The organism is Devosia sp., from assembly GCF_041917035.1.
Taxonomy (GTDB): Bacteria; Pseudomonadota; Alphaproteobacteria; order Rhizobiales; family Devosiaceae; genus Devosia_A.
Map to the genome: position 1 here is coordinate 1 of NZ_JAYRYM010000125.1, position 11,510 is coordinate 11,510.

Sequence of the window (11,510 nt, forward strand, 5' to 3'; positions counted from 1 at the left end):
GCAACGACGATGAACCAAGGTATATCAGAAATGCGCCAGCTCACCGCCCTGCTTCTCGTGGGAACGGCCCTCTTCATTCCGGGCGTCGCCTTCGGCAAGGATATCACGGTCAGCATCGACCTGACTCGCTACAGCGGCCCGGAGGCCTATCTCGCGGTCTATGTCACCAATCCCGACGGCAGCTATCACTCGACGCTGTGGGTGGCCGGGACCAAGACCAAGTACCTGCGCGCGCTCCGCCAGTGGATGCAGGGCATCGCCGCGAGCGGCACCGTCAACATTGACGGCATCACCGGCGCCAGCGTCGGCGGCGGTCGCAACCTGACGATCAGCGCCAGCCTCGCTGATGCGCTGTTCGACGCCGGCTACGAGATTCGCGTCGACACCGCCGTCGAGCATGGCGGCGAGTTCTCCAGCGATGCCGTGGCTCCGCTGGTCAGCACCGGCGCCCAGGTCGACGGCATCGGCTATGTCGACACCATGACTGTCGGGCTCTGAGCGAGGAGGAGACGATGCTGCGCAAGCTGCACGGACTGCCGGGAATAGCCGCCGGCCTGCTGGTCGGGTTCATGGCGGTGAGCGGCGCGGTGCTGGCCCTGTCGCCGGCGCTGGAGAACGCCGCCGCCTCATCGGCCGCCGTCAGCGTGGGGCAACTGGCCCAGTCGGTCGCCGAATCCGTGCCGGGTGTCGAACGCATCGTCCGCACCGCCTCCGGCTCGGTGATCGCCTACGGCATCGCCGACGGCAGCGGCTTTGCCTACGATATCGACCCATCGACCGGTGCCGCCGCCGGCGCGCACAATGCCAGCGCCGTCTTCACCTTCCTCACCGAACTGCACCGCTCGCTGTTCCTCGGCAGCGCCGGCCGGGCCGTAGCCGGCATCGGCGCCCTGGCCATGGCGGTCCTGTCGATCTCCGGCCTGCTGATGCTCGCGGCCCGGCTGGGCGGCTGGCGGCGGCTGCTGTCCACGGCAAGAGGAACGCTGGCGCAGCGACTGCATGTCGAACTGGCGCGCATGGCGGTGCCCGCGCTGCTGCTCTCGACCCTCACCGGGCTCTACCTGTCGCTGGTCAGTTTCGGTTTCGTCTCCGATGGCAGCGACGTCTTCGGCAGCTTCCCGCCGGCCGGCAGCGGCGACACCCCGGCGGCCATCTCCAGTCTCGACGGCCTGGCGACGGTGCCGCTCGGCGACCTGCGCGAACTGGTGTTTCCGGTCGCCGGCGACGCCTCCGACGTCTTCACCCTGACCACCGCGGCCGGCACCACCTACGTGGACCAGGCCAGCGGCAGCGCGCTTTCCTTCACCCCCGCGACGCTGGGCCAGCAGATCTACGATCTCTTCTACATGCTGCACACCGGGCAGGGCCTGTGGTGGCTCGGCCTGATCCTGGGCCTCGCGGCACTGGCCGTGCCGGCAATGGCGGCGACCGGCGTGGTGGTCTGGGCGGTTCGCCGCCAGGCCCGGCCGCACCTTGCCGGCAGCGCGCCGGCGGCGACGGCCGACACCATCGTACTGGTGGGCAGCGAGGGGAACACCACCTGGGGCTTTGCCGCCGAACTGCGGCGGGGACTGGAGGCGGCCGGTCGGCGTGTCCACCTCGCCAGCATGAACGATCTGGGCACCGCCTATCCCGGGGCGCGGCAAATGTTCCTTCTGACATCGACCTACGGCAACGGCACCGCCCCAGCCGGTGCCAACCACTTCCTCGCCCGGCTGTCGCGTTACCGCCAGGTCCCGGCCTTCAGCTATGCGGTGCTCGGGTTCGGCGATCGCGGGTTCGCGCACTACAATGCCTTTGCCGAGCTGGTCGACGAGACGCTCGCCGGCAAGGGCTGGACGCGCCTGCAGCCACTCGGACTCATCGATCGGCAGTCGGCGCAGGCCTTTGCCGCCTGGGGCACGGCAACCGGTTCCCGCCTCGGGGCCGAGCTGAGCCTCGACCACGTGCCCGAGCGCCCCCATACGAGGACGCTGCAGCTGATCGAACGCGTCGACTACGGCGCCGAGATCCAGGCACCTGCCGCGGTGCTGCGCTTTGCCGCGGCGTCCGACCATTCCGGCCGGCCGGAACGGCTGCCGCACTTCGAGGCCGGCGATCTGATCGGCATCGTTCCGCCCGGCAGCGACATCCCGCGCTACTACTCCCTCGCCTCGTCCGTGCAGGACGGCGTCGCGGAGATCTGCGTGCGGCGGCGGCAGGGCGGAGCCTGCTCGAGCTTTCTCACCGGGCTCGAGCCGGGCGCGCGGATTGCCGCCTTCGTGCGGCGCAATCCGGATTTCCGCCCCGCCACCGGGCGCCGTCCGGTGGTGATGATCGGCAACGGCGTCGGCATCGCTCCCTTCATGGGATTCATCCGTGCCAACCGCCAGCGGCGTCCGATGCACCTGTACTGGGGCGGGCGCAACCCGGCCTCGGACCACCCCTATGCGGACACGCTGCAGACCTGCATCGCCGACCGGCGCCTGGCCCGGCTCACCACCGCATTCTCGCGGGTCGAGGATGGCGCCTATGTGCAGGACCGGGTGCTGGCCGACGCCGACCGGATGCGGCGGCTTGCGGCGGCGGGCGCGCAGTTCCTGATCTGCGGCAGCCACGAGATGGCGGCGGCCGTCGCCGAGACGCTGGACCGGGTGCTTGCCCCGCTCGGCGAGGGCATCGAGACATTGCGCGCCAAGGGACGCTATGCGGAAGATGTCTTCTGAGCTGGCCTTCGGCGCGACGACCCCGGCGATCGCGCCGGACGTGACCATGCCGGATCTGCAGCGCCTCGTCGGCGCCACGCAGCGCCATGTGCTGAACGGACCGACCATGGGAACCCGCTATGCCGCGGTGTTCCATGCGCGGCCCGGCCTCGATGCCTCGGCGATTGCCGCCGACCTGCAGGCGGCGGTGGACCTGGTCGATCGGCAGATGTCGACCTGGAAGCCCGACTCCGACCTCAGCCGGCTGAACCGCGCCCCCATTGGAACGCCGGTACCGATTCCCGCAGCCCTTGCCGAGGTGCTGGCGCTCGGCCTCGAGATCGGACGGCATTCGGGCGGGGCCTTCGATATCGGCATGGGTGCCATGGTCGATGCCTGGGGCTTCGGACCGCGCGGCGGCGGAATCGACGCCGCCGCGGCCACGGCGCGGGCCGCCGAGGCCGCGGTGACCGCGACCGAGTGCCTTTCCCTCGACGGCGGCGTCGCGACACGGCTTCGCCCGGTCGGGATCGACCTGAGCGGCATCGCCAAGGGCTATGGCGTCGACCGGCTGGCCGCCGCGCTCGAGGCGCACGGCATCCGCGACTACCTGGTCTCGATCGACGGTGAACTGCGCAGCGCCGGGCTGAAGCCGGGCGGGATCCAGTGGGCGGTGGCGCTCGAGCAGCCGCAGCGCGGCCTGCGCGCGGCGGCCGAGGTGCTGCACCTGGTCGAGCAGGCCATCGCCACCTCGGGCGACTACCGGCACTTCGCCGAGGCCGACGGCCGCGCCGTGTCGCACAGTATCGATCCGCGCAGCCGCCGCCCGGTGGCCAATGGCGTCGCCTCGGTGACGGTATCCGCCCGCACTTGCGCGGCGGCGGACGCCTGGGCCACGGCGCTGCTGGTCCTCGGTGAGACCGAGGGGCCGGCGCTGGCGCAGCGCCTCGGGCTCGACGCCATCTTCCTCGTGCGTTCGGCCGACGGGATCCGGCGGATCGAGGTGGGCAGTCTCGGCCATTCCGACGCCGTCATGGCGTAGTCGGTCCGACCGGGACCTCAGCCGGCCCTTGCCATCGACGGCGAGTCTGCGCACAAGTCGGGTTCCATCCATCCCGCCGCCCTCTCGCACAGACAGGACCTGCCCAGTTGAAATACGCGATCGTCGGCGTCGGTGGACGTCATGCCATGTTCCGCCAGGCCCTCACCGAGACGCATCCGGCGGGCAACGAACTGGTGGCGCTGTGCGACGTCAACCCGTCGCGGCTGCGGCTCTCGGCGGGCCGTATCCCAGACCAGACGGGCAATGGCATCGCCACCTACGCGGCCGCCGACTTCGACCGCATGCTGGCCGAGCAGCAGCCGGACGCCGTCATCGTCACCACGCCCGACTACCTGCATCACGAATACATCGTGCGGGCCCTGCTGGCCGGGCGCGACGTGGTGACGGAAAAGCCGATGACGGTCGATCTCGACAAGCTCAAGGCCATTCTCGAGGCCCAGCGGCAGACCGGCCGGAAGGTGACGGTGACCTTCAACTACCGCTATACGCCGGCCCGAACCCAGCTCAAGGACCTGCTGATGGGCGGCGCGATCGGGCGGATCCAGGCGGTCGATCTTCGCTGGTACCTCGACCGGGTGCATGGTGCCGACTATTTCCGCCGCTGGCACCGCTACAAGGAAAGGTCGGGGGGACTGCTGGTCCACAAGTCGACGCATCACTTCGACCTGATGAACTGGTGGCTCGGCTCGACCCCGAGGACCGTCAGCGCCAACGGCAAGCGGGTGTTCTACACCCCGGCCATGGCGGCGGAGCTTGGGCTGGCCGACCGCGGCGAGCGCTGCCACGGCTGCCGGGCGCGCTGCGACTACCGGCTCGACCTCGAGGGCGACGACGCGCTGCGCGAACTCTACCTCGAAGCGGAGGGCGATGACGGCTATTTCCGCGACCGCTGCGTGTTCGCCGACGACATCAGCATCGAGGATACGATGCAGGTCCAGGTGAGATACGCCAACGATGTCTTCCTCAACTATACGCTGTGCGCCTACAGCCCGTGGGAGGGGCTGGAGATCAAGTTCCACGGCACCGAAGGGGAACTGACGCACCGGCACATCGAGGTGCACGGGGTGTTCGGCGGGGTGCGCGACAAGCCGGTCGAGGAGGCGATGTCGACGGTGCTGCACCGGCACGGAGAACGGCCCCGGGAGCTCGAGGTGTGGGCCGGATCGGGCGATCACGGCGGCGCCGACCCGGTGATGCTGGGCTATCTGTTCGCCTCGGGCAGCATGCCGCCCGACCGCTACAACCGCGCCTCGACCCATCGCGAGGGCGCCTGGTCGATCCTCACCGGCATCGCCGCCAACCGGGCCATCGCCACCGGGCAGACGATCGACGTCGACGCCATGCTCGCGTCGGCCGGCATTGCGCTCGACCGTCAGGCCGGCTGAGGCGGGACAATCGCCGCAGCAGCGCTGCGACCGACGTCAGCGCCGCTGGACCGAGATGCTGAAGACGGATCGAAGCGCGGATGGGGTGGACTTGGTGGCGCTGCTGGGGGTGAGGTCGATCTCGTCGACGACGCGCTCGTTGCGCTCGTTGAGAGACTGCACCCGGTAGAGCACCGGGCCGCTGTCATGCGGCAGGCAGGCCAGCACCTCGCACGGACCCGCCGGACGATTGCTAAAGGTGGGGGAGGAGCGCAGGTCGAGCATCTGGCCCACTTTGTAGCGATGCGACATCTGCGGGCTCCTCGACAGTGCCGGCAGGGGCGCGAGCGCCCCTGCCGAAGACGGATCAGGCGAGCTTCAGGTTGATCGCCGACTCGCGACCATCGCGGCCGCGCTCCAGGTCGTAGGTGACCTTCTGGCCATCGGCGAGGCCCGAGATGCCCGAGCGCTCGAGAGCAGTGGCGTGAACGAATGCGTCCTTGCCGCCGCTATCGGGCGCGATGAAGCCGAAGCCCTTGGTGGAATTGTAGAACTTGACGGTGCCGTTGATCATGACGATCTCCCGGTTGGCTCGAAGCGATGCAAGCGAGCGGTTACCCCTGCGCCCTGTGCGACAGAGGCCTATCAACGTTTGCAGATCGGATGGAAAGCCAAGCAACCGGCAGTGCCGGGAGGATGAGTTCGCCAACTTGGGCAGAAACGTATTCTTCCAATATGGCCCCCAGGCCCGCTCTTGTCAAGATTGGGCCCCGCCGACGGCGGATCCGGGCCGCCGGATCGGCATCCGGACTCACGCGCTGCGCATCGCCCGGGTGATGCTGCCGGTCGCCGGATAGAGCGGGATCAGGCAGGCCTGCAGGGCATGGTAGATGTCGCCCTTGCCGGCGAAAAGGGTGTGGGCGGGAACCATGTGCTCGGTGAGTTCCTCGTGCCAGCCGCCCTGCTCGTCGTCGAGGAAGTACCGCCCGATGACATCCCAGATGGCGCGGTACCAGTGCTCGTGGAAGGCGCTGGGCTGCAGCTGGCAGAGGAACGAGGCGGCCCCGATGCCCTCCGAGGCCGGCCACCACAGCTTGGTACGCATGTCGGGCCGGTCGTCCCAGTCGAGGTTGTAGAAGAAGCCACCCTTTTCCTTGTCCCAGCCGAGCGTGACCGCACGCTCGAAGAGGCCGCGCGCCGCCTCGGGCATCCAGGCGTGGCGACGGCCACCCAGCACCCACAGCTGCAGAACCAGCCGGGCCCACTCGAGCCAGTGCCCGGGGGTCGTCCCGGGCGGTCGGAACATGCGGTCGCCGGCATAGGCCTTGTCGACCCGCCACTCGCCGTCGAAATGCTCGGCGACGCGCCAGCCGTTCTCGCCGGCCCGGCGACGGATGACGAGGTCGGCGATGCGCTCGGCCTTGTCGAGATAGGCGCGCGTGCCGGTCGCCTCGAAGGCGGCCATCAGCGCCTCGGTGAGGTGCATGTTGGAGTTCTGCCCGTGATAGGGGGCGATCGGCGTCCAGTCGGGGCGGAACTCCTCGGCAATGGCGCCGTGCCGCTCCTCCCAGAAGCGCCTCTCGAGCACTTCGGTGACGTCGGCGAGCATGGGCCCGGCCAGCGGATGGCCGAGCAGGCTGGCGCTCGATGCCGCCAGCAGCACGAAGGCATGCCCGTAGCCCTGCTTGGTGGCGTCGCGCGGGCCCTCGTCGTCGACCGTCCAGAAGTAGCCGCCATGCACCGAATCGCGATGCCGGTTCCACAGGAATTCCATGCCGTGGTCGACGATGGCATCCGAGCCGGGGCGGCCGAGCAGGCTGCCGATGGCGAAGCAGTGCACCATGCGCGCCGTGCCGTGAATGCCGCGCACCGGGTTGTCGGGATTGAGCGGCCGGCCGGCGACGTCGAGTTCGAAGAATCCGCCACGGGGATTGACGCTGCGGTTCTGGAAGAAATCGAACAGCCGGTCGGCCTGTCCGAGCAGCCAGTGCCGGTGGTAGGGGCGTTCGCGCCAGGGGGTCGAAGCGGCGGCGTCAGTCATGTGCGAAGGCTCCCTCGTTTCGGCCTACTTAGCCGCAACCGGCGACGGCACGCCAGTGCGTCCCGGCAGGGCGAAGCCGGCGCCGAAGCCGTCCGGATGCGGGCATGCGACAATCACGTGCAAGTCACCCGCAGCTCGGCAAAGCCCTCGATGTCGGCGGAAAACACCATGACGGTACAGGTGGTGCCGATCAGCGTGCCGAAACCGGTCTCGACGATCGGGCCGGCCCCCTCGATGTCGACGCTGTCGGCGGTGATGCCGCCGACCTTGACCCTGGCGCGGCTCTGGCAGATGGGCACCGTCTCGCCCGGCGTCACCATGAAGCGCGTGCCGAGCGGGATGCAGTCGGCGGTCGGCAGGTCAGGATCGACCTCGACCGTCGCCGTCGCCGCGCCGGCCTCGTCCGGGGCCGCCGGAGCGGCCGGTGAGGTCGCGGCGGTCCGGATCGCCGCGAACTCGGCCTCGATTCGCACCATGCGATCCTGCAGCGCCAGCAGCCCCGCCGCCGTGCCATCATCGACCGGAATGGCCAGGGCCTCGGTGCGCGCCGTCAGTTGCTCGAGACCGGCACGCATCGCCACCAGTTCCTCGCCGACGGCGCGCGTCCGCGCCTCGCCCTGCATCTGCACCACCACCGAACCGGCAAGCGCGATCAGGCCGACGAAGGCCGCGAGGAACGGGATCAGCCGGTCGATCATGACCAGGCGGCGATAGCGGCGCATTGCGGCCCCTCCGCGTCGGCGCCGAAGCGGTACTCGCCGGCGCAGGCGCCGACCGCGGGAGGCACCTGCGTGGCCTCGAACAGGTCATAGCCCTGCTTGAGGTTGCGCCAGTAGCCCAGCCAGGTGCTGTCCCCCTCGGCGGCGAGCGCCGTCGCGGTCAGGCGGAACGGGAAGGCATGCACATCCACGGCCGCCTGCCCTCCCTCAAGCGCCGCCTCGACGATGGCGTAGACCTCGTCGACGCTCTCGTCCCCGATGGCGTAGCAGCCGACCGACGAACAGCCGCCATGCACCATCAGCGCCGAACCGGTGCGACCGAGCTGCCGGTCGAAGGCATTGGGGAAGCCGAGGTTGAAGCTCAGGTGATGGCGCGAGGCGGGATTGAGCTGGCTGAGCCCGACCCGGTAGAAGCCTTCCGGCGCCTGCCTGTCCCCTTCCCTGAGCTTGGGACCCAGGCCGCCGGAATAGGTGCATATGTCGTAGCCGCGGAACAGGCCGAAGGGGCCGGCGGCGGTCTGCAACCAGACCTCGAGACGCTTCTCGCGCTTGTAGATGCGCACATGCGCCGGCGCGCCCAGCGCGAAACCGGCGGTGGCGAGGTCGGCGACCAGCTGGGTGCGGTCATAGACGCGGCGTTCGGCGATCGCGGGCTCTCCTCGCTGCGGCCCCGCGTACCGGATGGCGAGGGTCCCTGCGGCCATCACCCCTAGCACGAGCATCAGCCCGATGCCGAGATGGCGGATTCTCAGCCGCATGGACGGGCGCCGTCAGGCACGGTGCAGGCGCGGCGCGGGCACCGGCGCAACCTTGCTCGGATCGATCACCTTGGCGGCATCGCCGCCACCGAACAGCCCACCGATGAAGTCGCCGATCGCCTCGCCCCGGGCCCGTGCCTCCGCCTCCGCGGCGGCGGCACGCTCGGCCTCGACGGCCGCCTTGGCGGCCTTGTCCTCGAGCGCCGCGATCTGCCTGGCGATCTCGGCGTCGTCGGCGGCCATCTTGGCGCGCAGTTCGGCCGGCACCGCCTGCGCCACCGCGGCCGGGCAACTGGCCGCCGCCTCGAGCGCGGTCTCACCCGGGACGTTGAACACGTATTCCTTGTTGCACACGTCCCAGGTCGGCGGGCGCCTGGTCAGCTCGAAGCTGTCATAGCCTTCCTTGATGTCCTTCCAGAAGCTCAGGCTCGGACTGTCGGCATTGCGCGCCAGGTTGGTCGCGGTCATCCGGAACGGGAAGATCTGCAGCTGGAACGAGGGGTTGCCGCCCTTGAAGGTTTCGCGCGCCAGCGCATAGATCTCCGCGATCGACTCATCGGTCATCGAGTAGCAGCCGCGCGACGAGCAGTCGCCATGCACCATCAGGTCGGAGCCGGTACGCCCCCAGGCGCGGTCGAACTTGTTGGGAAAGCCGGTGTTGAAGGCCAGGTAGTAGTTGGAGTTCGGGTTCATCAGGCCCGGAGTGATGGTGTAGAACCCCTCCGGCGACTGCCGGTCGCCTTCCTTGATCTTGGGCCCGAGCGCCCCCGACCACGCGCAGATCTCGTAGGTCTTGAACAGCTTGAAGGTGCCCCGCGCCTCCTTCCAGACCTCCAGTTCATTGCTCTGCTTGATGATGCGGATCATCATCGGAGCGGCCGGCGAGGATCCCATGGCCGCCAGCTTGTTGACCGTCTCCTGCTTGAGCGGCTGGTTGGCCTTGGCATTGGCGGCGGGGCGAAACCCGCCACAGGCTGACAGCGTCGTCGCGACGACCAGGATGACGATGAGCCCGAGGATGCTGCGCAGGGTGTTCACGTTTGTCGATCCGAACTCGATCCGATAGACCGCTGCGCTAAGCGCGGCACGGTTGCCAAAGCGTATGCCGGGATGGTTACCCGCGCCTTGCCAAGCATGGAATGCGCCGCGTCGTCGCCCGCGATCAATTCAAATTGCTGCCGATCGCCAGAAACTTGTCGCGCCGATGCTCCCGGATTTCCAGCCGGCTGCGGTTGCCCACGAAATCGGCGAGGAACTGCTCGATGCCCCGCGATGTCGCTGCCATCACCTCTGCGTGATGGCGGTGCGCGCCTCCGGCAGGCTCCGCGATGATGCCGTCGATGATCCCCAGCGACAGCAGGTCAGCCGCGGTGATCTTCATGGCATTGGCGGCATCCAGTGCCTTGGCCGCATCGCGCCACAGGATCGAGGCGGCGCCTTCCGGCGAAATCACGGCGTAGATGGCGTTCTCGAGCATCAGCACCCGATTGGCCGTGGCGATCGCGATGGCGCCGCCGGACCCGCCCTCACCGATGATGACCGCCAGGTTGGGCACGCCCAGTTCGAGGCACTTCTCGGTCGAGCGGGCGATCGCCTCCGCCTGCCCGCGCTCCTCGGCATCGATGCCCGGAAAGGCCCCCGCGGTGTCGATGAAGGACAGCACCGGGATGTCGAACCGGTCGGCCATCTCCATGATGCGCACCGCCTTGCGATACCCCTCGGGGCGCGACATGCCGAAATTGTGCTTGAGACGGGTCTCGGTATTGGACCCCTTCTCCTGCCCGAGGATGGCGACCGGACGGCCGTTGAACCGGCCGAACCCGGCCTGCAGCGCCGGATCCTCGGCGAACTTGCGGTCTCCGGCCAGCGGTGTCCACTCGGTGATCAGGCTCTTGACGTAGTCGGAGAAGTGCGGCCGCTGCGGATGGCGCGCCACCTGCATCTTCTGCCACGGCGTCAGGCGCCGATAGATGTCGACCAGCGCCTCCTCGGCCCGCGACGACAGTCGCGACACTTCCTCATCGATCGACACGGCCTGGTCGGAGGACGCGAGAGACTTGAGCTCGGCGATCTTGCCTTCGAGGTCGGCGACCGGCTTTTCGAAATCGAGATAGGACTGCATCCAACCCGCCAAATGGCCCCGGGAACGGGCGCTCACTGGCGCCCCAAAGTGGCCGGAAAGTGGCGAGGGCGGCGCGGCAAGTCAAGCACTCACAGGTCCGACCGGCAAAGCGCGGCGGCAGGGCCGGGCCGCCGCGTGGTTAACCAAAGCATGACGCTTTCGTGGCAATCATCCCTGACGGCCCGCGTATCGGGCGCTGATGAGTATCTGACCATGACTGTCGCCTATGCCCTGGTAGACCTCGAGTGCCCGCACTGCGAGCAGACCTTCGTCGAGAACGCCGCCCTGGTGCGCCCCTGGGGAACCGCCTGGTGCTCGGAATGCGGACGCTCCTTCCATCTCGATCCGGACCAGGACTCGACCGCCCGGATGCTGCAGGCCGCCAGGACCGCCCGGCGCGAGCGCCGGCGCGCCGGGGACTTCCGCGCCCTGCTGAGCGAGCCGGTGCCCCGCCTGGGCAGCCTCGATTCCCCCCGCCTGATGGGCGACGTGCTGAGCACGCTGGACGGCCTGCTCGAGCGGCTGGACAACCTGCACCGCCGCCATTCCTGAGCCCGCCCGGCGTCAGCCCTGCTCGGCCAGCGGGTGGTGCGTCTCGACCAGCGCCTGCAGCCGCTCGTCGAGCACATGGGTGTAGATCTGCGTGGTCGAGATGTCGGAGTGGCCGAGCAGCGTCTGCACCACGCGCAGATCGGCCCCGCCCGCGAGGAGATGACTGGCAAAGGCATGGCGCAGCACGTGCGGCGTGATGCGGGCCGC

General features: G+C 69.1%; 13 protein-coding genes. 5 read left to right on the plus strand and 8 right to left on the minus strand.

The features are described from left to right. Nucleotides 1-30 precede the first annotated feature (30 nt). From ACE3TU_RS13305 to ACE3TU_RS13320, 4 genes are all read left to right on the plus strand, one after another. Nucleotides 31-498, plus strand: a complete 468-nt coding sequence (locus tag ACE3TU_RS13305; protein WP_374624925.1) for a DUF2271 domain-containing protein — start codon at nt 31-33, stop codon at nt 496-498. Between the two features lie 14 nt (nt 499-512). Then, entirely contained in the window at nt 513-2,705 is a 2,193-nt protein-coding gene (locus ACE3TU_RS13310; protein ID WP_374624927.1) for a PepSY domain-containing protein, read from the plus strand. A 55-nt stretch (nt 2,706-2,760) separates the two neighbouring features. Beyond that, nucleotides 2,761-3,726 carry an FAD:protein FMN transferase gene (locus tag ACE3TU_RS13315; protein WP_374624949.1) on the plus strand — a complete coding sequence of 322 codons (966 nt, stop codon included), beginning with the start codon at nt 2,761-2,763 and terminating at the stop codon, nt 3,724-3,726. Nucleotides 3,727-3,833: 107 nt separating this feature from the next. Next, nucleotides 3,834-5,132, plus strand: a complete 1,299-nt coding sequence (locus ACE3TU_RS13320) for a Gfo/Idh/MocA family oxidoreductase (protein WP_374624929.1) — start codon at nt 3,834-3,836, stop codon at nt 5,130-5,132. 36 nt (nt 5,133-5,168) lie between these two features. On the opposite strand, the gene ACE3TU_RS13325 is transcribed toward ACE3TU_RS13320, so the two are convergent. The 7 genes from ACE3TU_RS13325 to ACE3TU_RS13355 form a co-directional block, all read right to left on the minus strand. Continuing rightward, on the minus strand, nt 5,169-5,423 hold the full coding sequence (locus ACE3TU_RS13325) for a hypothetical protein (RefSeq protein WP_374624931.1): 255 nt from the start codon (nt 5,421-5,423) through the stop codon (nt 5,169-5,171). A 55-nt stretch (nt 5,424-5,478) separates the two neighbouring features. Next, on the minus strand, nt 5,479-5,685 hold the full coding sequence (locus ACE3TU_RS13330) for a cold-shock protein (RefSeq protein WP_374624933.1): 207 nt from the start codon (nt 5,683-5,685) through the stop codon (nt 5,479-5,481). 237 nt (nt 5,686-5,922) lie between these two features. Continuing rightward, nucleotides 5,923-7,152 carry an AGE family epimerase/isomerase gene (locus tag ACE3TU_RS13335; protein ID WP_374624935.1) on the minus strand — a complete coding sequence of 410 codons (1,230 nt, stop codon included), beginning with the start codon at nt 7,150-7,152 and terminating at the stop codon, nt 5,923-5,925. Between the two features lie 113 nt (nt 7,153-7,265). After that, a complete protein-coding gene (locus ACE3TU_RS13340) occupies nt 7,266-7,874 on the minus strand; it encodes a hypothetical protein (protein ID WP_374624937.1) in 609 nt (202 codons plus the stop codon). Beyond that, the gene (locus tag ACE3TU_RS13345) at nt 7,847-8,629 is read right to left on the minus strand and encodes a 2-dehydro-3-deoxyphosphooctonate aldolase (RefSeq protein WP_374624939.1); all 783 of its coding nucleotides are present in this window, start codon (nt 8,627-8,629) and stop codon (nt 7,847-7,849) included. The genes ACE3TU_RS13340 and ACE3TU_RS13345 overlap by 28 nt, the downstream gene beginning before the upstream one ends. Before the next feature lie 12 nt (nt 8,630-8,641). Next, nucleotides 8,642-9,667, minus strand: a complete 1,026-nt coding sequence (locus tag ACE3TU_RS13350) for a L,D-transpeptidase family protein (protein ID WP_374624941.1) — start codon at nt 9,665-9,667, stop codon at nt 8,642-8,644. Nucleotides 9,668-9,791: 124 nt separating this feature from the next. After that, nucleotides 9,792-10,751: an acetyl-CoA carboxylase carboxyltransferase subunit alpha gene (locus ACE3TU_RS13355; RefSeq protein WP_374624943.1), complete on the minus strand. Its 960-nt coding sequence runs from the start codon at nt 10,749-10,751 to the stop codon at nt 9,792-9,794. 213 nt (nt 10,752-10,964) lie between these two features. Here ACE3TU_RS13355 and ACE3TU_RS13360 point away from each other — a divergent pair, with 213 nt between their 5' ends. Next, on the plus strand, nt 10,965-11,303 hold the full coding sequence (locus tag ACE3TU_RS13360) for a hypothetical protein (protein WP_374624945.1): 339 nt from the start codon (nt 10,965-10,967) through the stop codon (nt 11,301-11,303). 12 nt (nt 11,304-11,315) lie between these two features. Here ACE3TU_RS13360 and ACE3TU_RS13365 read toward each other — a convergent pair. Next, the coding region (locus tag ACE3TU_RS13365) for a tyrosine-type recombinase/integrase (RefSeq protein ID WP_374624947.1) at nt 11,316-11,510 on the minus strand (195 nt) is incomplete at its 5' end.

Coding starts and splice junctions, on each gene's coding strand:
- ACE3TU_RS13340 (WP_374624937.1), bottom strand. CDS start 7,874: ATGCGCCGCTATCGCCGCCTGGTCATGATCGACCGGCTGATCCCGTTC.
- ACE3TU_RS13325 (WP_374624931.1), bottom strand. CDS start 5,423: ATGTCGCATCGCTACAAAGTGGGCCAGATGCTCGACCTGCGCTCCTCC.
- ACE3TU_RS13305 (WP_374624925.1), top strand. CDS start 31: ATGCGCCAGCTCACCGCCCTGCTTCTCGTGGGAACGGCCCTCTTCATT.
- ACE3TU_RS13330 (WP_374624933.1), bottom strand. CDS start 5,685: ATGATCAACGGCACCGTCAAGTTCTACAATTCCACCAAGGGCTTCGGC.
- ACE3TU_RS13310 (WP_374624927.1), top strand. CDS start 513: ATGCTGCGCAAGCTGCACGGACTGCCGGGAATAGCCGCCGGCCTGCTG.
- ACE3TU_RS13345 (WP_374624939.1), bottom strand. CDS start 8,629: ATGCGGCTGAGAATCCGCCATCTCGGCATCGGGCTGATGCTCGTGCTA.
- ACE3TU_RS13355 (WP_374624943.1), bottom strand. CDS start 10,751: ATGCAGTCCTATCTCGATTTCGAAAAGCCGGTCGCCGACCTCGAAGGC.
- ACE3TU_RS13360 (WP_374624945.1), top strand. CDS start 10,965: ATGACTGTCGCCTATGCCCTGGTAGACCTCGAGTGCCCGCACTGCGAG.
- ACE3TU_RS13335 (WP_374624935.1), bottom strand. CDS start 7,152: ATGACTGACGCCGCCGCTTCGACCCCCTGGCGCGAACGCCCCTACCAC.